The following is a 20,263-nucleotide window of genomic DNA, read 5'->3' as shown; positions in this document are numbered from 1 at the left end:
GCTACGGCGTTGAAGTCGTCGTCGCAGCCTGCCACCCGCCACCCAGCGATTGAAACAACGCAGCCGTATCGGCGAACCGGTCGGCCTGCGCGCGGGTACGGTCGAGCGCGGTTTCCAACACCTGGCGCTGCGTATCGAGCAGGCCGAACTGGCTGACACCACCCGCCGAATACTGCGCGTGCGCGATATCCAGGCTCGCCTGCGCCTGCTGTGCGGCATCATCGCGCGCCTGCAGTTCATGGGCGTCGTTTTGCAGTGCCGTCAGCGTGTCCGCAACCTGTTGCAACGCCTGTAGCACCGTCTGCCGATAGTCAGCGAGCGCAGCATCGTAAGCCGCCTGCGCAGAGCGTTTCTTCGCGCGTAGTTCGCCGCCGCGGAAAATCGCTTGGGTGAGATTCAGACCGAAATTCCAGATGTTCAGCCCACTGACTATGTCCTGGATGTTGGTGCGTTCCGAACCGATCCCAGCCGAAATGGAAAACTGCGGATACAGGTTCGCCGTCGCCACGCCGACATTCGCGCTTGCCTGATGCAACAACGCTTCCGAAGCACGGATGTCGGGTCGTTCGCGCGCGAGCGTCGACGGCAGCGTGAGCGGCAACGTGTCCGGCAGATGCAGTGAATCGAGCGTCAGGTCGGCGAAGTCCGCCTTCGAGGGCGGCATGCCAAGCAGGATCGCGAGTTGGTGATCGGTCTGCGCGAGTTGTGTCGCGAGTGGCGGCAACGACGCGCGGGTCTGCGCGAGCAGCGTGCGCTGGCTGCGCACATCGAGTTGCGAGACACCGCCTGCCGCGAACCGTCCTTCCGTGATCGTCAGTTGTCGCGCCTGGGTGTCAGCGAGGCGCTGCGTCAACGTGATCTGTTGCTGTAGCGATGCGCGCCGAACCGCAGTCGAAACCACATTGCCTGCGAGCGAGAGCCGCGCTGCTTCGAACTCGAACGACTGATAGTCGACTTGCGCCATCAGCGCTTCCAGCGCCCGGCGATTGCCGCCGAAAATATCGAGCGCATATGACACGCTCACCGACGCGTTGTAAAGCGTAAACGGCCCCGGATTGGAGACATTCGGAATGCCGAACGCCGCGATATCGACCTGCTGCCGCACGCCGGATATCGTCGCGCCGACAGCCGGGAATACGGTCGCGCCGAATTGCGCATTGTAGTTTTCGCGCGCCTCGATCAGCTTCGCCCGGGCTTGCGTGAGCGTGGGGCTTTGTTGCAGGGCCTGCTCGACGAGACGGTTGAGCGCATCGGATTGAAACTGCTTCCACCACATCGGTGTTGCATGCTCAGCCGCGACAAATGTCTGCGATGCGCCAGCCACACCGCTGGCCGCGACGGTCGCAGCGGGTTGCGCTTCGTGTATGTAGGTTTGCGTGTCCGGCGCCGCCGGCGTATGAAAATCCGACCCCACCGCGCACCCGCACAGCGCGACGACGGATAAGAAAGCGAGCGGCTTCATCGACCGGTCCTCCTAGTCGAGCGTGCGCCGGTAAAAGCGCAGCGCGATGCCCATCACGACGACCATGAACAGCGCCACGGGCCACACCGACGGCCACAGGTCGGCCCAGTCGTTTCCTTTGAGCAGGATGCCGCGAACCAGCCTGTTGAAATAGGTGAGCGGCAGCAGATTGCCGATGAATTGCGCCCAGCGTGGCATGCCCGCAAACGGGAACATGAAACCGGATAGCAGCAGACTCGGCAGAAAATAGAACACGGTCAGTTGCATCGCCTGCAACTGATTCTGCGCAATCGACGAAAGCGTGATGCCGACCGTCAGATTCGCCGCGATAAACAGCAGCGCAGCCAGATAGATCGCCAACAGGCTGCCGGCGAACGGCACATCGAATACGTAGCGCGCCGCAGTGAGAATGATCGACGCCTGCACCAGCCCGATCATCACGTACGGCACGATCTTGCCGGTCATCACTTCGATCGGCAGCACGGGCGTGGCGAGCAGGTTTTCCATCGTGCCGCGCTCGCGTTCGCGCGTGATCGCGAGGCCGGTCATCATCACCATCGTCATCGTCAGGATCACGCCCATCAGGCCCGGCACCACGTTGTATTGGGTGATGCCTTCGGGGTTGTAGAGCCGGTGCACCTGCACGTCGAATGCGGCAGCGGTGCCGTTCAGATGGGCGAGCGGCCCGGTGATGTCCTTGTCCGCGACCGGTTGCACAAGGCCCGGGAGCGCAGCGAGCGCGGTGTTCGTCGCGGTGGGGTCGGTCGCATCGGCTTCGACCAGCAGCGAGGGGCGTTCACCGCGAAGCAGACGTTTCGAAAAATCCACCGGCACCGACAACACGAACTGCACCCGGCCTTGGGCAAGGGCGCGGCGGCCGGCCTCCTCATTGGGCAAGGTTTCGACGATGTCGAAATACATGGAGTTCTTCATCGCCGCGACGAAGCTGCGCGAGAACGTGCTCTCGTCGCCGATGATGACGGCAGTCGGCAGATGCTTCGGGTCGGTGTTGATCGCGAAGCCGAACAGCGTGAGCTGAATGACCGGCAGGCCGACGATCATCGCGAAGGTGATCCGGTCGCGCTTTAATTGCAAAAACTCTTTGAGCACGATGCTCCACCAGCGCGACAGCGAGAACAGGACGCGCGTGCTCACGATTGCGCTCCGTAGTTGTCGGTGGAGTGGCTCATCAGGTAGATGAATACGTCTTCAAGCCCGGTTTCGATGCGCTCGGCGCGCAGCGCCGTGCCCTCGGTCGCGTGTCTGACGGCGGCTTCGAGCGCAGCATGGTCGCTGCCGCTGACATGCAGCGCTGAACCGAATACGACGGTCTGATCGACGCCGGGCGTTTTGCGCAACTGTTCCGAGAGTTTGCTCAGGTGCTCACCGTAGATGGTCCATGTCGCCAGATTCTGCGATTCGATCACTTCCTTCGAGGTGCCTTGCGCCAGCAGCTTGCCGTACGCGATGTACGCCAGCTTGTGGCAACGCTCGGCTTCATCCATGTAGTGTGTGCTGACCAGAACCGAAATGCCGCGCGCGGCGAGGCGGTGCAACTCTTCCCAGAATTCGCGGCGTGCGTTCGGGTCGACGCCCGCGGTCGGTTCGTCGAGCAGCAGCAGTCGCGGCTCGTGCAGCATGCAGGCGGCGAGCGCGAGGCGCTGTTTCCAGCCACCGGATAGCGCGCCGGTCAACTGATTCGCGCGGCTTTGCAGTCCGAGCGATTCGACTGCGCGATCGACCGCTTCGCGCCGGTTTGCCATCTGATAGATGCGTGCGACGAAGTCGAGATTCTCGCGGATCGTCAGGTCGTCCCAATACGAGAAGCGCTGCGTCATATAGCCGACGTTGCGCTTGATCTGCGCGCTCTCGCGGACGATGTCGTAACCGAGGCAGGTGCCGGTGCCAGAGTCCGGCGTAAGCAGCCCGCACATCAAACGGATCGAGGTGGTCTTGCCGCTGCCGTTCGGCCCGAGGAAGCCGAAGATTTCGCCGCGCGCAACCTGCAACGTCACGCCGTTGACGACATGTTTGTTACCGAAGTGCTTATTGAGCTTGTGCACGTCGATCGCATACTGCGGCGCGGTCTGGTTCATCGCAGGCTCACCGCGACGGGTTGGCCGGGATGAAGCTTGACTGCGTCGGCGGCCAACGGATGGGCTTCGACCATGAACACCAGCTTCGCACGGTTCTCGTTGCTGTAGATCACCGGCGGTGTGTATTCGGCCTCGCTCGATATGTACGTGATTTTCGCTGGGACGTCGGCGGTGCAACCGTCGCAATGAATGGAAAGCGCACGGCCTGGGGCGAGCTTGCCGACCACGGTCTCCGGTACGAAGAAGCGAACTTTCACGTTCTGCGGTGGCAGCATCTGTACGATAGGATTGCCCGCCTGTACCCACTCCCCGACGCGATACAGCGTGTCGTAGACGAGTCCTTGCGCCGGTGCGTTGACGCGCTTCTGGTCGAGTTTCCATTGCGCCTGTGCGACGGCCGCCTGCGCGGCGTCGACCTGTGCGCTTTGCGCAGCGATTTGCTGCGAACGGCCGGGGAGCAAAGCGACCTCCACCTGGTTGCTGAGTTCGCGGACCTGCGCGGCGGTGGCGTCGGCGTTGGCGCGCGAATCGTCGAGCTGTGCTTTCGGAACGCCGCCTACGCGGTACTGTGCTTCATCGCGCGTCAATTGCAATGCGGCCTTGCGCGCGTTGGCGACGGCCTGCGCGAGTTGCGCTTTGGTCACGTTCACTTCGGGACGCCGCTTGCCGGTCTGGAGATCGGCTAGCTGTGCGCGTGCCGCAGCGAGTTGCTGTTGTGCCTGCTGCAATGCGGCGCGCTCGTCTACGGATTCGAGCGTGAATACCGGCGCGCTCGCGTCAACCGTCTGCCCTCGTGCGACCGCCAGGTGCGTAAGCTTGCCGGACTGCGACGAGCCGAGATAGACGAACTCACCTTCGACATAGCCTTGATAGACGTTGTCGTCGCGATGCGAGCATCCCGCCAATGCCACCGCGGCGAACAGCAGGCAAACCGAAACGCGGGAACGGCGGCTCATGACTTGCTCCGTGAGACAGCGCGGGGCTTCGGCGGCGCCGGGCGCGGCAGCGGTTGCATGCCGCCGATCAGCAACGCGGTCACATGCCGGCGCAACGCATCACGCTCGATGACGGGCAGGCCCCGCGCGCTTTGCCAGATCTTCGCGGTGGCGAGCGGCAGCATCACGAGCGCCAGAATTGAGTTGAACAGCAACATGGCTTCCAGTTCGGCGTTGACGGTGCCGTCCTGCTGCGCATGTGCAACACGGCTGCTGAAGCGCTTGATGTTGTCGAACGGGATGCGCTGCATCATTCGTTCACGCAGCAGGCCGCCTTCGTTGACGATCTCCCGCAGCCAGAGCGGCGGCAACCAGGGCATGCGGTCCGTCACATCGAACAGGCGCGCGACGAATTCATGAACCAGCGCGAAGGGATCGCTTGCGGCGTCTTCAACGACCGGGTGCCAGACGAATTCTGCCGCACGGGCGAGCCGCTCGTCGGCCACCGCATCGAGCAGCTTTTCGCGATTCGTGAAGTAGTAATGGACCAGCGCCGACGTGACACCCGCCGCGGCGGCGATCTGCGCGACCGTTGTGGCCGCGATGCCGCGTTCGGAAAAGAGTCGTGTCGCGGTGTCGAGCAGATGTTCGCGCACATCGAAGTCCTCGATAGCCGGGCGGCGACCGAGTGGCTTCGCGGACGAGCGTTTCGGGTTCATCGATTCATGCTAATTGATGAGTTAGTTAAATTCAAGGACGGGTTTTGCCGTGTGTGATCTGGATGCTGGAATCCTGGGCAGGGCAATCGCATCACGTCCGGTGTGCGGCTGTGCGGATCACGCAAATCGCCAAACGCCTCTTCGATGCCGAGCACGTCTTCTTGCGGCGCTTTTTCCCGGCCACAAAAGCCAGAGTAAACGCGCCCTCAACACGGTTTGCAAGAATCTCTTCACCATCTGTAACGTTTCATGCGATTGCCCTGATCACGGCGCCGAGGTCACCTCAAATTTAAGAAATTTCCCATATCCTTGGACCATCCGGAGCGGTAATCTCCTGACCTACGCCAGAGCTTGTTATGGACTCGGAGCGACTTTTGAGTTGGGATGCGATAGAACCTTGCCATCTAGATTTCGTAGTCCAAAGGTTTTATGTGATGTCAAGTGCGTCGGTGCGCAGGGTGTCGATGCGTTGGGCCGATCTCCGGCTTTGCCTGTCAGGCTGAGCGGCGAGTAAGGCTGCGCGAGGTTGAATGGCGGCGTGCGAACCAGCGTGTGTTAAGCAACTTTATCTGTACTCCATAACACATACATTTTGCGTGGTTTGCCTGAAAAGCATCAGCATTATTTGTTCAGGTTCATAACAGGCTATGGCGTAAAAAGTGCGCAGCAATTTCGTCCACGCGTCCTTGCGGGGTTTCAGGGCGAAATTGGGCGCTGTTCATTAAATTGATAGAGGGTGTTGTATGAAGATCAAACTAATTAGCGCGTCCGTCGTTGGCTTGCTCGGTCTCGCCGCGGCGTCGACGGCGTTTGCTTACGACGGACAGATCAACTTCGATGGCAAGTTGACGGGGAGCACCTGCTCGGTCGTTGCGGGTGATACCAACAAGACGGTTACGCTCCCGACGATCTCGACGAATACCTTGGCGACGAAGGGCGCAACGGCTGGCTCCACGACGTTCACTATCGGTGTGGAAAATTGCTCGGCTGGTATCAATACGGTTGCGGCTCACTTCGAAACCGACAACCTGGATGCCGATAACCTCGCTGCGAAAAACACCGCACCAGCTGGTACGGGTGCGAGTGCTCCCGCGACGTTTGTCGACGTGCAACTGGTCGATCGCGACGGCACGACTGCTCTGAATTTGGGGCAGACGGGCACTGGCGTGGCGCCTACGTATACGGGCACGACCGGCGCCGCGACGTTGACCTATGCGGCTCGTTATATTGCAACCGGCGCAGCCACGGCCGGTGTGGTTCAGTCGTACGTCAGGTTTACGCTTGCTTATAACTAAGAAGCGACCGAAAACCTGAATATCACGGGGCGACTCCCGGCTTGATGGAAAGCGCCCCGTTTTCTATTGGATTGGAGATGTACTGCATGCGTTCATGGAAACCTCATGTTATTGCGGCTGCGATTGTTTGCAGCGTAATGGCATTCGCGACGCAAGCGGCCATTGTCATCACTGGCACTCGCGTGATCTACCCGGCGCAAAGCCGGGAGGTCGACGTTCGCATGAGTAATATTGAAAACCGTCCTGTACTGGTGCAGGCATGGCTCGACGATGGCGATGCGGCTGCAAAACCTAATGAAATCCGCGTGCCTTTCGTATTGGTGCCGGCCGTGTTTCGCGTTGAGCCGCTAAAGGGCCAATCGCTGCGCATCATGTTTGCGGGTGGAGACATGCCCACCGATCGCGAATCGGTTTACTGGCTGAACGTACTTGAAATCCCGCCGAAGCCGACGGACGCTGATGCCAAGAACCTGCTGCAAATTGCGTTGCGAACCCGCATTAAGATGTTTTACCGTCCGGCATCGCTTCATGACGATCCGGCTTCTATTGTCGTGCGAAAGCAGCTCAAATGGAGTGTCGTATTGGACCAGAAGGGCGAAACGGTCCTACGTATGAACAATCCGTCGCCATACTACATTTCGTTAGGCAGTGTTTCGTTGGGGGATGGCTCAAAGAAAGTGACACTGAGGGCCGACATGGCACCGCCGTTCGGCCACGTTGATCTTGTTCCTGAGAAGGGCAAGCTTAGCGTACCGAATTCACCGACCGTTTCCTATTCTGTGTTGAGCGATTACGGCGCGGACGTGAAAGACACCGCAATGCTCGGTGGGGCCGGTGAAGCGGAAACAAGCAAGCAGCCTGATTCTGCGCCTGAGAAGGACAAGACTGATGTAAGAGATTCGGAGGCGGGTTCCTCTCCAGGCTCCATGGATTCAGGCGCGGAAGTAAAGGGCGCTGCGCAGGTTAGTGAGGCGGGAAAAGCAAAGCAAGCCGAGTAAGACTCGCTAACAAAGTCTGTCATCCGAAAGCGAAAGGTATACGTTTGATGTCGGATGATAAGGCGGCGAATCAGTGGCGAATTGTCGAAGACGCTTGAGCCGTTGCCGCGTGAGTGGTCGTACTCGCCGAGAGGCGGACGGAGTCGTTGAAACGAAGCAGAATCGTTGCACATATAGTTCGGTATGCTAATGAAAGTGGAGAAAAGCTCAGCCGCCATCGCTGGGTTGTCGAACACACTCACGCGTGGCTCGCCGGTATCGGCAAACTGCGAATCCGTTTCAAACGAGGTCTCGATATTCAGATCGCCTTGCTCACACTTTATTGCGCAGTTATCTGCTCGCGGTTCGTAGAACAGTTTTGTTAGCGACTCTAAGTCGGCGATGGGGTGGATGCAGTGAGAAGTAAGAAGCAGTGGAGGAAGTTGCAGCGCCGTATGCACAAGCCTTTGTGCTATCACCCGCTGGCATGGGCAGCGTTTGTCGCCTCAGGCAGCGCCGCATTCAGTACCGACGCGTTGGCCGTATACGGGCCACCCGCTTCCGGTGAAAGTCGCGTGGACGATCGTGGCGGCGTTGATTCGGAAGGACTGCGGATAGGGAGTGCCGCGCCGTCGCCTGAGGCGGGCGCAACGGGTGTCGGTAAGCTGAATGTTGCACAATCCATCGCTCTAGCGGAAGTGGAATTTAACCCCGCGTTCTTTACCGGAAATGTGGCGGATCTGTCGCGCTACACGCGGGGCAATCCGGTCGCACCGGGAACGTATCCCGTTGACGTGTCCGTCAACGGCGAGGCGCGGGGACGGTTCGACGTCGTATTCGAGGCCGTGCCGGGTTCTGACATAGCGGTGCCGTGCTTTACGGTATCCGGCCTGGAGCGCCTTGGCGTGGATGTCGAGCGTGTGCTGCAGCGGTCAAAAGGCCCGGGCCGCGAAGTTGAGGGTGCGCTGCCCCCAACAACCTGCGTCGCGCTGGCGCAAGCCGTGCCGGGCTCAACAGCGGCACTCGATACAGCCGACCTGACACTTGACCTGTCCGTCCCGCAGCTCGAAATGAACAAGCGGCCGCGCGGATATGTCGATCCTTCTCGTTGGGACGATGGGATCAACGCAGGGTTGCTGCAGTACAGCCTGAGCACGTATTCGAGTCATCAATCCCCGAGTGGGGATTTCAACAGCGTCTATCTTGGTTTGCAGAGCGGGATCAACGTCGGCGGATGGCGTCTTCGTCAGTGGTCGACGGCAAATTGGCAGAATCGTGCTGCTGGCATGCATTGGCAGAGCGTCGCCTTGTATGCGCAGCACGACATCACGGCGCTGCGCAGCCAATTCACGATCGGCGACAGTTCGACAAACGGCCAGGTTTTCGACACGTTCAACGTTCGTGGCGTGCAGCTATCCAGCGACGATCGCATGTTGCCCGATTCCGCGGTGGCCTACGCGCCGGTCGTGCGTGGTGTGGCGGATACGAACGCGCGTGTGACGGTACGCCAGGCCAACAACATCCTTTACGAGACCAGCGTTCCGCCGGGGCCGTTTGAGCTTACCGATCTGCCCGCCACTGGGTATAGCGGCGATATCGAGGTGACGGTAACGGAGGCTGATGGCCGTGTGAAGCGCTTCCTTGTACCGTTCGCGGCAGTACCTCAGTTGCTGCGGCCGGGAATGTCCCGCTTCAATGTGACGGTGGGTCAATATCGCGATACGACGCTGAGCACTCAGCCTTGGGTCGCGCAAGCCACTTACCAGCACGGCTTCACTAACCTGCTGACGGCCTATGCGGGCGTGCTGGGGTCCGAGGGCTATGCGTCGGGGCTGTTGGGGGTTGCGCTCAATACGCCAGTGGGCGCATTCGCGTTCGACGTGACGACCGCTCACACCGATTTACCGAATGGGGGCAAGGGGCAGGGGTATAGCGCGCGTGCGTCGTATAACAAGGTATTGCCGACTGTAAAGACGAACTTCGCGGTGGCGGCGTATCGCTACTCGACAGCGAGCTTCTACAGCCTGCAGGATGCAGTTTATGCTCGCTACGGCACGTCCAGGACATCTAATGGCAGCCCGTACAATTCCCGTTCGCGTAATCGCGTACAACTGAGCATTACCCAGCCATTCGGCGAGGGGAGCTCCGTCTACGTTACGGGTACCTCCCAAGACTATTGGGGAGGCCGTAGAGGGTACGATCTGCAATATCAGATCGGCCTGAGCAGTGCGTTCAAGCGGGTAGGGTACTCGGTGTACGCTCAACGCACGCGCATGCAGAACTCGCAATTCAACACGCAAGTCGGCTTAAATCTCACGATTCCGTTGGGCGGTAATTCGGCTGTCAAGCGCAATATCTTTGATTCCCTGACGACTAACCTGACGCGTAGCTCGGGCGGGGATAGCACGATCCAGGCAAATGCATCGGGCAGTACGGCTGGCGTCACCCCGATCAATTACGGCGTCACCGCGTCGCGCATCGGGGCCAGCGGCAGTCGGAATGAGACGATCGGCGGCTACGGCATGTACCGGGCGCCGTATGGCACATTCGACGGCAATGCCTCAGTCGGCAATCAATCGCGCCAAGCGGCGGTCAACGCGAACGGCGCGGTGGTCGTGCATTCGGGCGGCGTCACGCTAAGTCCACCTCTCGGCACGGCCTTCGCTTTGGTCGAAGCCAAGGGGGCGCAAGGCGGCACGCTCATCAACGGGCAGGGCGCCACGATCGACCGAAATGGTTACGCGGTGATTCCTTCGCTCATGCCGTATCGCGTCAACGCTGTGGCGCTCGATCCCAGCGGCGTTTCTCTCGATGTCGACTTGCACAGCACGAGCGAGGAAGTTGTTCCTCGACTGAATTCCTTGGTCAAGGTGAAGTTGGCGACTTCGCAAGGGAAGGCGACGTTCGCCACCTTGGAGAAATCTGACGGCAAGTCGCTGCCGATGGGCACCGAGTTGTTCGACGCATCCGGAAATTCCGTCGGCGTTGTTGGCCAGGGGGGGATGGCGCTATTGCGGGGCCTCGAGGGCAACGGCAATCTGACGGCAAAGTGGGGTACGCAGCCGGGTGATCAGTGTGTGATGCCGTACGCGATTCCTCAAGGAAACACAAAGACGGGGAATTTGAGCATGGTGACGCACGTGCAGTTGAATTGTGAACTGTCGCCGGATGCGCAAAGATGAGCGGTTTATCTCAACCATCTGGTTTGAACCCAGTCAATGGATCCCACGGCCTGCACGGTCGTGGATGGATCTTCGCAAACTCAGAGATCGAGCCGGCGGCCGATACCAGTAAGGCGTCAAGATGAAGAAAGTTGTGGGTGTTTGGGGCGGCGCTCGAGCCGCCGGTTGGATGTTTGGACTTGCGGTGATCGCTTTCGTGCTGGTCAGGCCATGCAACGAAGCCTATGCGTCGCAATCGCCGAGCGTAGCGCTAACTTTCAGCGGAACCTACGTCGTGGACAGCTGCGCCGTGGTGGCCGGATATACGAATATGGCGGTGGAAATGCCGGCCGTTTCGACGCAGTCGTTGACCGCGGCCGGCCAGACCGCGGGTTCGACGGTGTTCACCATTCCCCTGCAATGCGACAGCGGGGTGGCGAATGCGCGCATCTACTTCGAAAGTGGTTCGTCGACCGATTCGAGCACGGGCAATTTGATACCGCAAAACGTAGCGGGCCAGGCCACTGCGTCGAATGTCCAGATTCGCCTATTAAACATAGATGGCACGCCGATCACAGTTGGCAATCGATCGACAATGGCGACGGTTCCGCTTCCATCGACGGGTACGGTGCCGATGAAGTTTATCGCGCAGTACTACGCGACAGGTGCGACAGGGGCCGGCGTGGTTCAGAGTTACGTGACCTACACGGTCGAGATGCCATGATCTCAGTCCTCAGTCGTGGGACAGCAGAAACTAATGTGAAAGATGCTTGAGCTACCCATCCCCTCTCTGCGCATGATGTTCGGGGACACATCGTTGCATGCAGCTTTGCTGATACAAGGCGCGCAGATTCCCGCGGTTCACCTCTGGCGCGCACGCTGTATGACGCTCGTCGAGGAGCTCCAGCAAGCGATGCGCGACGCCGGCTATTTCGAAACAGACATCGACGAGGTCAGTCTCGTGCAATGCACGTTGCTCGACGACTTGACGCTGCGCTCGCTGCCTGTGGCGCAGCGCGGCGATTGGATGCGCGAATCACTGCAGATCCGCTTTCACGACACGCAAGATGGCGCCGAAATTGTCTGCGAGCGTATCGATGCGTTGCTGCTTGGGGAGCGTCTGACGCCAGAATCCATCGAGCTGTATCGAGTCGCGCTGGAACTCGGCTTCAAGGGCGGCCAGGCGGAGCGCGATTCCTATCGCCAGCTTGTGATCACTGCACTGAACAAGCTGGGGCAAAAAGAAGTGCCGCAGCCTGCTGTGCGTACGTCGGTTGAGACGGCGGCGATGGTCCAGCGTCAGGGCGACCCGCATCGGCATTGGCCGACCAACGGCGTCATTCTGGCTGCGATCGCGGCAGCTGCGTTGTGGCTGGTCTTCAATGTGCACCTCGATCGCGCAATGGCCCGCTTGCCCGAGTACGCGCCTGTTGTGCAGGGCGGTTCTCCTTCGCAGGGGCGCCCGTGACTAGCCTGAATCGTTATCGAGCGCTGCTGATCTGGATCGCGATCCTGACGGCCGGTCTCGCATGGCTGTTTTTGCCGCTCGACTTGCAGCCGTATTGGCCTGTCGTACTGGGTGTCGTTTTGCTGATCGGAGCCGGCGTGATCGTGTTGTCCGCATACGGACAATGGCGGCTCCGCCGTAGCGCGGTCAATGTGCAGTTGGACGCAACAACAGGCGAACTGCCGGTCATTCTGGTGGTTGGCCCATACGCCGCTGCAGCATTTCCGCGCGGAGCGCAGGAGTCGACGGTTCGGCCGGAAGGGCATGCGGTATGGCTGCTCGTCAAAACCCCGGATGAACTCGCGAACACGATGACCATGGTCAAAGAATCGCACGGACGATTTCCCGATGCGGCAGTGATGCCCGTCGTTCCCGAGGGGAATACCGATGAAGCAGTGATCCGGCGAGAATTTACGCAGTGGCGGCGCGCGCTCGAAGCAACGTCTCGGCATCGCGCATGCGTCTTGCCGTGCTATCTCGCTGTCTATGCCTGCCTTGGCTCCCGTGACGATGAGGCCGTGAAGCCGGTTTGGTTCGGCGACGTCATCGACATGACCGCCGTCACGTCGAGCGTCGACAACGCGCGGCAACGCGTGCAAATGATTCGACGCCAACTGGATCACGCTTCGCTCGCGGCGGCCGAAGCCGGGCGCACTACCCGACATGCATTGGGACAGTCTGTGCTCGATTGGTTGGAGGATGCCGCGCTGCTGTCGGCACTCGCACCTTTGGCGAACACCGCCCCTTTTGCGTTGCACGGCATGCTGCTCGCCGATATCGGCTACACGCCCACCCGTGCCGGCGCGTGGACGCGATGGTTGATCGGCAAGACGGGCTTGCAACCGCGAGCAGTGGCGTCGGCGGCTCAACCGCTGCCGCTACCGAATGTCATTCCAATGCAGGTCGTTCAGACGAAGGAATACCGTCAGTACGCGTCGCGGCATACGGTTCAGCATACCGTCGCCGCCATTGCAGTCGTACTTTCGGTTTCAATTGCAGCGTCGGGCTGGAATAACGGTCAAATGGTCGCGCGTACGGCCGGCGATCTCAAAACCTATTGGGACATGCCCGACGAACAGGTTAATGCCAGGCGTGAGCTGCTTGGAGCGCTGCGAAGCGGGTACGCCGAAATGGAGCAGTACGCGAAGGGCGGCGTTCCGGTGGGATTAGGATGGGGGCTTTATCGGGGCGACGAGTTGCAGTCGGCGCTGGCGGGCGCGCTCGCAGCCTATCGCCCACCGCCCGTGGTGCTGACGCTGGATAGCCTGTCGCTGTTCGATAGCGGGAAAACCACCCTCAAGGCGGGCGCGTCGCAGAAGTTGATGAATGCCCTTCAGCTGATCCAAGCGAAGCCGGATAACCGGATTCTTATCGCTGGCCACACGGACGATGTGGGTTCGAGCGCAGTCAATTTGAGGCTCTCCGAGGCACGTGCGCGTGCCGTTCGCGACTGGTTTGTCGCCACGTCGTCATTGCCGATCACACGCTTCGCGATCCAGGGGTACGGCGACACACGCCCGCTGGCTACCAACGAGGATGCAGCGGGTCGTGCGCGAAATCGCCGAGTGGAAATCACGCTGGTACCAGACGTGGAGTCGCGCTGACTCGCGATGGCTTCTCCTGAAGCCGAAACATCAATTGTTTCGGCCTCTCTGCTCGTTGCGTTTCCAGCCCCGTTGTGAATCAATAACGCGGGATGAAACAACACATATTCGCTGCCAAAAAATATGGACTACAAAATAATATAGTTTGGGAATAGTCCTATATTGCAAAAAAACCTTGCGGCGTAGCATTCAACTGGTTGCTAGCCTGCTCCATGAAAAACAGCTGGTTTTGAGCGCCATTTGTAAATATTTTTTCGCACGACATCATGTCGGAGTACACATGTCAGCATCCAATAGTTCGCAGAAGTTCATTGCGCGTAACCGCGCACCTCGCGTACAAATCGAATACGACGTCGAAATCTACGGCTCGGAAAAAAAAGTCGAGTTGCCTTTTGTGATGGGCGTCTTGGCAGATTTGTCCGGTAAGCCACTCGAGCCGCTGCCCCCGGTCGGTGATCGCAAATTCTTCAACATCGACATCGACAATTTCGATGAACGCATGAAGGCGATGAAGCCGCGTGTGGCGTTCTCGGTGCCCAACACGCTGACGAATGACGGCCAGTTGATGGTCGATATCACGTTCGAAAGCATGGACGATTTTTCACCCGCCGCCATTGCGAAAAAAGTCGATGCTTTGTCGCAATTGCTTGACGCGCGCACGCAGCTTGCGAACCTCCAGACGTACATGGACGGGAAGTCGGGTGCGGAAAGCCTCGTTAGCAAGGTCCTGAAAGATCCGGCGCTGCTGAACGCTCTCGCAACGGCTCCGAAGCCCGTGCAAACGAAGCCCGTCGACGAGTCGGCAAGCAACGAATGATTTTCGCGATTAAAGCGAAAACAAAAATAGCCTAATACTGTGGGGAAATGATGGCTGAACGTTTATCCAAGGCTCGAGTTGAAGAGGCATCGAGCGTCAATACGCAACCCGATTTCAATGCTCTGCTGTCGCGCGAATTTAAGCCGAAAACCGAGCGCGCCCGCGAAGCGGTAGAAAGCGCGGTCAAAACTCTTGCTGAGCAGGCGTTGCTCACCTCGGTTACCGTATCGGATGACGCCTACAAGAACATCGAAGCCATTATTGGCGAAATCGACCGCAAGCTGTCCGAGCAGATCAACCTGATTCTGCATCACGACGATTTCCAGAAGCTGGAAAGCGCATGGCGCGGCCTGCATCACCTCGTCACGAACACCGAAACCGATGAGAAGCTGAAGATCCGCTTCATGGACGTGTCGAAGGAAGACCTGCGTCGCACGATGAAGCGCTACAAGGGCGTCGCGTGGGATCAAAGCCCGTTCTTCAAGCAGATCTATGAAGAAGAGTATGGTCAGTTGGGTGGCGAGCCGTACGGCTGCCTGGTGGCCGACTACTATTTCGATCACACCCCTCCGGATGTCGACCTGCTTGGCTCGATCGCGAAGGTGGCGGCTGCGGCTCACGCGCCTTTCATCACGGGCGCCGCGCCTTCGGTGCTGCAGATGGATTCCTGGCAGGAATTGGCCAATCCGCGCGATCTGACGAAGATCTTCACGCAGAACCTCGAGTACGCGCCTTGGAACTCGCTGCGCAATTCGGAGGACTCGCGCTACATCGGTTTGGCAATGCCGCGTTTCCTGTCGCGCTTGCCGTACGGCGTCAAGACCAATCCGGTCGACGAATTCAACTTCGAAGAAGCGACCGACGGCTCGGATCACCGCAAGTACGTGTGGTCCAACGCTGCATACGCGATGGCGGTGAACATCAACCGTTCGTTCAAGCACTACGGCTGGTGCACGCTGATTCGCGGCGTGGAAAGCGGCGGTGTGGTCGAAAACCTGCCGTCCCACACGTTCCCGACCGATGACGGCGGCATTGATATGAAGTGCCCGACGGAAATCGCAATTTCCGACCGTCGCGAAGCAGAACTCGCGAAGAACGGTTTCATCCCGCTGATCCACCGCAAGAACACCGACTACGCGGCATTTATCGGTGCGCAGTCGCTGCAAAAGCCGGTCGAGTACTACGATCCGGACGCCACCGCGAACGCCAACCTGTCCGCGCGTCTTCCGTATCTATTCGCATGCTCGCGCTTTGCGCATTATCTGAAGTGCATCGTTCGCGACAAGATCGGTTCATTCAAGGAACGCGAAGAAATGCAGCAATGGCTCAACGAATGGGTCATGAACTACGTCGATGCCGATCCGGCCAACTCGTCTCAGGAAACCAAGGCGCGTCGTCCGCTGGCTGCTGCTGAAGTCGTGGTCGAGGATGTCGAAGGCAACCCGGGCTACTACCAGGCGAAGTTCTTCCTGCGTCCGCACTTCCAGCTGGAAGGCCTGACGGTGTCGTTGCGTCTCGTTGCCAAGCTCCCGCTGGTGAAGGAAGCCGCTTAACAAATACGCGGCGCGTGTGAAGGAGGGAGCTCTCCGAAGCGAGCCTTCGGAGAACTCCCTCTCGATCAACATCGCTTCCTGCTCAATAGCTCAGTGCGCCCGCGGCTTGCCCATGCAGGTCGCGGGTGCTGGGTTGTCAGTTGCAATCCGGCTCGGATTAGGGGCCGTTTGTGCTACGGGGCATTGGTATATCTGGATTGCCAATCTGGATGAGCGGTGGACAGGCGCTCATTAAATATTCCTGGCCGTCACAGCAGTATTTAAATTAACTAAGCACTAAGGAGTATTTCCATGGCGCAAGACATCTTCCTCAAGATTAACGGCATCGACGGTGAATCGGAAGACGCTAGTCACAAGAGCGAAATCGAAGTTCTGAGCTGGGCGTGGAGCGTCTCGCAGCAGGCCAACATGCACGCCGGTTCCGGCGGCGGTGCTGGCAAGGCGACCGTCGACGATTTCACGTTCGACCACTACATCGACTGCGCGACCCCGAATCTGACGCAGTACTGTCTGACCGGCAAGCACATCGATGAAGCGAAGCTTGTGGTGCGCAAGGCCGGCGGCAACCCGCTGGAGTACATCAAGTTCACGATGAACGACGTGCTGGTGACGCAAGTCAGCCCGTCCGGCGTCAGCAACTCCGAATCGCGTCCGACCGAAACGGTGCGCCTGTCGTTCTCCCGCATGAAGCAGGAATATGTGGTGCAGAACGCCCAAGGCGGTAGCGGTGGCGCAATTACGGCAACGTTCGACGTCAAGAAGAACACTGCTTAAGCTGCAAGACGGGTCTTCCTGGATCGTGACCTCGCCAATCTTTGGCGAGGTTTCCGTGGCTGTGACCAGAGTGCCAAACAACCTGTGGGAAATGTGGTCAGCACGGCATCAGACCACAATGATCGCGGAATTCCTGACTCATTTTGATGGTTCCGAACTTTCTTTCGCAATTCGCCACGCGGCGCCGCATCTTCCGATGGCTTGCCGTCAGCGGAATGTGCTTTTGGCTAGCTGCATGCGGCAGCAGTAGTCCGACGGTTAAAGAGCAAACCGACCTGCGGGTCCAGGTTGTCGCGAGTGCGGCTGTCAATCCGGACGACTGGGGACGAGCGGCTCCCATCATGGTGCGGGTTTATGAATTTAAGTCCGCCACGGCATTCGAGAGCGCCGATTTCTTCACGCTCCAGAACGAGGGCAAGAAGGTGTTAGGCGATGACGTGCTTGCGGTCGACGAATTTATTTTGCGCCCTGGCGACGAGCGCGAAATTCGCCGCAAGTCCAATCAGGCAACAACGGCCGTCGGTGTGCTAGCCGGTTACCGCGAGCTCGGCAAAACGGTTTGGCGTGACGTCTACCGGTTGCCGAGGGCGCCAGACGCTGCATGGTACAGGGCAGCGATTCCAGACAAGAAGCAGAAGCTGACTGTACGTCTTGAGCAGCGAGCTGTTTCGATTAAAGAGTCAGATTAATTGCGATGAGTTGGTATAACAAGGTCGTTTGGAGTGAGGGGCTTTTCCTGCGCCCGCAATTGTTTCAGCAACAGGAGCGCTACTTCGAGTACTTTGCGCATAAGCGCAGCGCTGCGCTCAGTCCGTTTTTCTGGGGTTTCAGTCAATATGAAATCGACCAGGAGTCGCTGTCGTTCGGCAAGCTGGTGTTCAAGAGCGGTTCGGGCGTCTTTCCGGACGGTACGCCGTTCGACATACCGGGGCATACACCGCCGCCGCAGCCGCTGACGATCGCGCCCGAACATCAAGACCAGGTGATCTATCTGGCTGTGCCGTTGCGCCTGCCGAATACGGAAGAGACGGCGCTCGTCGAGCAAAGCGGCTCGCTCGCCCGCTATCTGGCTTTCGATGACGAATTGCGTGACAGCAATGCAATTGGGCAAGGGCCGAAACCCGTGCAACTGGCGAATTTGCGCCTGCGTTTGATTCCGGAAAAGGAACTGACGCGGTCATGGATCGGCATCGCGTTGACACGCGTGAAGGCGCTGCATGCGGACGGCGCCGTATCGCTGCGCAGCTCCGACCACATTCCCCCTGTTACCAGCTATGGGGCAAATCCGCTATTACGCGAATGGACGTTGCAGTTGCATGGCCTCGCCAGGTTGCGCGCCGACGCGCTGGCGGCCCGTTTGTCAGGCAGCGACGGAAAAGCGAGCGCTGCCGCCGAGGTCGCGGACTATCTGCTGCTTCAGGTGCTGAACCGGTACGAGCCCTTGCTGCATCACGTTTGCCAAATCGAAGAGACCGCACCGGTTGAGCTGTATCGCGAATTGGCGACGCTTTCTGGCGAGCTTTCGACGTTCGTGCGCCCGCAAACCCGGCGTCCGCTCGTCGCGCCAGGATATGACCATGCGCAGCTTTACGGAAGTATCAAGCCGCTGGTCGATGAGATCCACTTCCAACTCAATCAAGTGCTGATTCGCGGCGCGCAGCCTATTCCGCTGACGGAACAGGCGCACGGCATTCGCACGGCCAGCATGCTGCCGAGCGAACTCGCGGGTTATTCGAGCCTGGTGCTCGCGGTTGGGGCGCAAATGTCGCCGGATGTGCTGCAGCAGCAATTCGCCGCGCAAACGAAGATCAGCCAGCCGCAGCGGCTGCCGGAGCTCATTCGCTCGCACCTGCCGGGCTTGACGATGTCGCCGCTGCCGGTGCCGCCACGGCAGATTCCGTTCAACTCGGGCTTCATCTATTTCGAACTGTCGCGCGCCGGTCCGTTCTGGGAGCAGATCGCGCAGCAAGGCGGTTTGGCGATGCATATCGCGGGCCACTTCCCCGAACTCAAGCTTGAATTGTGGGGAGTGCGTCAGAAATGAGCAACACACACGGCGATAACGCCTTCGATTTTTTGTCGGATGCTGACGAGCCCGGCATGAATCGTCGTGCGCAAGGCGCGTTTCAGGCAGAACGGGGCCGCGCAGCAGGAGGTTCCGAACGGGAGCCAGTCGTGGACCTCGGCACCTTCGACCCGCCGGAGGACATGCAGAGCCGGCTGGAGACGGTGCTGGCGGCCCCGAACCGTGTTCAGGAAGCTGCGCAGCCGCTCTTGCGCATGCTGGCCGATATGCCGGCCTCGCTAGACTCGGAGGCCGCGATCGCCAGCTTGCGTGCACTGCTCGTGCGCGAGGTCATCGCGTTCCAGAGGCTGTGCGACAAGGCGAATTTGCCGTGGAAGTACATGGCGGCCGTACGCTACAGCCTCTGTACGGCCCTTGACGAAGCCGCGAACCGCACGCGTTGGGGCGGCGGGGGCGTATGGGCGGCCAAGAGCCTTTTGATCACGTTCGAAGGCGAAGTCGACGGCGGCGAAAAATTCTTCTTGCTGATTGGCCGCATGGCGACCGATCCCCAGGAATATGTCGATGTCCTGGAAGTCATGTACCGCATTCTCGGCTTGGGATTCGAGGGGCGCTATAGCGTCGTGGTCGACGGGCGCCGCCATCTCGAGCAGATTCGGCAGCGGCTGTTGACGCTCGTCAGTGGAGCGCGCGATACGATGCGGCTGGAACTGTCGCCTCATTGGCGCGGCGAAGAGCCGGGGCAGATGCGTCTACTGAACAGCGTGCCGGTATGGGCGACGGCGAGCGTGGCCGCGTTGCTCATATTCGGCCTCTTTGCCTGGTACAAGTATCAGCTATTGTCCGTCAGCAACGGCCTGGAGGCGCGAATCCTGGCGATCGGCAAGCAAGCGCCGGTTGCACAGCGCTTGCGGTTATCCGTGCTGCTGAAGAATGAGATTGCACGCGGCCTCGTCACGGTCGATGAGGACAGCCGCCACAGTAGCGTGGTCTTCAACGGGGATTACATGTTCGTCCCCGGGCAAAGTCGCGTTCGTCCGGAAATCGACCCGGTACTCGCAAAGGTGGCGCAAGAAGTGGCTCGCGTCGGCGGCAAAGTCACTGTCGTCGGCCATACCGACAGTCAGGCTATCCACACCGCGGAATTCCCCAACAACCAGGTGCTGTCCGAAAAACGTGCTGCATTTGTCGCAGATATCCTGAAATCGTATGGAACCCCCGCAAATCGCATTCAATCGATCGGCAAGGGTGATACGCAACCTGTCGCTGGTAACGCCACGGCAGATGACCGTTCCCGCAATCGGCGCGTGGAAATCGTGGTCACGCAGTAACGGGAA

Annotated in this window: 18 protein-coding genes; 13 read left to right on the top strand and 5 right to left on the bottom strand. The window is 59.6% G+C overall.

What is annotated here, in order from left to right:
* Nucleotide 1 precedes the first annotated feature (1 nt).
* Genes AC3WOG_RS35075 through AC3WOG_RS35055 form a run of 5 tightly spaced genes read right to left on the bottom strand, consistent with a single transcriptional unit; the run spans nt 2 to nt 5,212 of the window.
* Nucleotides 2-1,462 (bottom strand): efflux transporter outer membrane subunit, encoded by a 1,461-nt coding sequence (locus AC3WOG_RS35075; protein WP_492582297.1) that lies wholly within the window; start codon nt 1,460-1,462, stop codon nt 2-4.
* Nucleotides 1,463-1,474: 12 nt separating this feature from the next.
* Nucleotides 1,475-2,617 carry an ABC transporter permease gene (locus tag AC3WOG_RS35070; RefSeq protein WP_492582296.1) on the bottom strand — a complete coding sequence of 381 codons (1,143 nt, stop codon included), beginning with the start codon at nt 2,615-2,617 and terminating at the stop codon, nt 1,475-1,477.
* Nucleotides 2,614-3,558, bottom strand: a complete 945-nt coding sequence (locus AC3WOG_RS35065) for an ABC transporter ATP-binding protein (protein ID WP_492582295.1) — start codon at nt 3,556-3,558, stop codon at nt 2,614-2,616. Before AC3WOG_RS35065 ends, AC3WOG_RS35070 begins: the two co-directional genes overlap by 4 nt.
* Nucleotides 3,555-4,514, bottom strand: coding sequence for an HlyD family secretion protein (locus AC3WOG_RS35060; RefSeq protein ID WP_492582294.1), 960 nt, complete (start codon nt 4,512-4,514; stop codon nt 3,555-3,557). The genes AC3WOG_RS35065 and AC3WOG_RS35060 overlap by 4 nt, the downstream gene beginning before the upstream one ends.
* The gene (locus AC3WOG_RS35055) at nt 4,511-5,212 is read right to left on the bottom strand and encodes a TetR/AcrR family transcriptional regulator (RefSeq protein WP_492582293.1); all 702 of its coding nucleotides are present in this window, start codon (nt 5,210-5,212) and stop codon (nt 4,511-4,513) included. Before AC3WOG_RS35055 ends, AC3WOG_RS35060 begins: the two co-directional genes overlap by 4 nt.
* A 743-nt stretch (nt 5,213-5,955) precedes the next feature.
* Here AC3WOG_RS35055 and AC3WOG_RS35050 point away from each other — a divergent pair.
* From AC3WOG_RS35050 to tssL, 13 genes are all read left to right on the top strand, one after another.
* On the top strand, nt 5,956-6,507 hold the full coding sequence (locus AC3WOG_RS35050) for a fimbrial protein (RefSeq protein WP_492582292.1): 552 nt from the start codon (nt 5,956-5,958) through the stop codon (nt 6,505-6,507).
* Between the two features lie 86 nt (nt 6,508-6,593).
* A complete protein-coding gene (locus AC3WOG_RS35045) occupies nt 6,594-7,505 on the top strand; it encodes a fimbria/pilus periplasmic chaperone (RefSeq protein ID WP_492582291.1) in 912 nt (303 codons plus the stop codon).
* A 146-nt stretch (nt 7,506-7,651) separates the two neighbouring features.
* Nucleotides 7,652-7,870 (top strand): transposase, encoded by a 219-nt coding sequence (locus AC3WOG_RS35040; protein WP_492582290.1) that lies wholly within the window; start codon nt 7,652-7,654, stop codon nt 7,868-7,870.
* A 69-nt stretch (nt 7,871-7,939) separates the two neighbouring features.
* Nucleotides 7,940-10,666, top strand: coding sequence for a fimbria/pilus outer membrane usher protein (locus tag AC3WOG_RS35035; RefSeq protein ID WP_492582289.1), 2,727 nt, complete (start codon nt 7,940-7,942; stop codon nt 10,664-10,666).
* A gap of 121 nt (nt 10,667-10,787) precedes the next feature.
* The gene (locus AC3WOG_RS35030; protein WP_492582288.1) at nt 10,788-11,369 is read left to right on the top strand and encodes a fimbrial protein; all 582 of its coding nucleotides are present in this window, start codon (nt 10,788-10,790) and stop codon (nt 11,367-11,369) included.
* Between the two features lie 42 nt (nt 11,370-11,411).
* A complete protein-coding gene (locus AC3WOG_RS35025; protein ID WP_492582287.1) occupies nt 11,412-12,113 on the top strand; it encodes a DotU family type IV/VI secretion system protein in 702 nt (233 codons plus the stop codon).
* A complete protein-coding gene (locus AC3WOG_RS35020; RefSeq protein ID WP_492582286.1) occupies nt 12,110-13,756 on the top strand; it encodes an OmpA family protein in 1,647 nt (548 codons plus the stop codon). The genes AC3WOG_RS35025 and AC3WOG_RS35020 overlap by 4 nt, the downstream gene beginning before the upstream one ends.
* Nucleotides 13,757-14,036: 280 nt before the next feature.
* Complete coding sequence (tssB, locus tag AC3WOG_RS35015) at nt 14,037-14,573, top strand: type VI secretion system contractile sheath small subunit (protein WP_492582285.1); 537 nt, start codon at nt 14,037-14,039, stop codon at nt 14,571-14,573.
* Nucleotides 14,574-14,623: 50 nt separating this feature from the next.
* The gene (gene tssC, locus AC3WOG_RS35010) at nt 14,624-16,126 is read left to right on the top strand and encodes a type VI secretion system contractile sheath large subunit (RefSeq protein WP_492582284.1); all 1,503 of its coding nucleotides are present in this window, start codon (nt 14,624-14,626) and stop codon (nt 16,124-16,126) included.
* A 291-nt stretch (nt 16,127-16,417) separates the two neighbouring features.
* Entirely contained in the window at nt 16,418-16,900 is a 483-nt protein-coding gene (locus tag AC3WOG_RS35005) for an Hcp family type VI secretion system effector (RefSeq protein WP_492582283.1), read from the top strand.
* 146 nt (nt 16,901-17,046) lie between these two features.
* Entirely contained in the window at nt 17,047-17,589 is a 543-nt protein-coding gene (gene tssJ / locus AC3WOG_RS35000; protein ID WP_492582282.1) for a type VI secretion system lipoprotein TssJ, read from the top strand.
* Between the two features lie 5 nt (nt 17,590-17,594).
* A complete protein-coding gene (gene tssK, locus AC3WOG_RS34995) occupies nt 17,595-18,944 on the top strand; it encodes a type VI secretion system baseplate subunit TssK (protein WP_492582281.1) in 1,350 nt (449 codons plus the stop codon).
* On the top strand, nt 18,941-20,257 hold the full coding sequence (gene tssL, locus AC3WOG_RS34990) for a type VI secretion system protein TssL, long form (RefSeq protein ID WP_492582280.1): 1,317 nt from the start codon (nt 18,941-18,943) through the stop codon (nt 20,255-20,257). Before tssK ends, tssL begins: the two co-directional genes overlap by 4 nt.
* Nucleotides 20,258-20,263 lie beyond the last annotated feature (6 nt).

The organism is Paraburkholderia sp. FW306-02-B (genome assembly GCF_058782725.1).
This window is presented reverse-complemented; position numbering and strand designations above follow the sequence as displayed.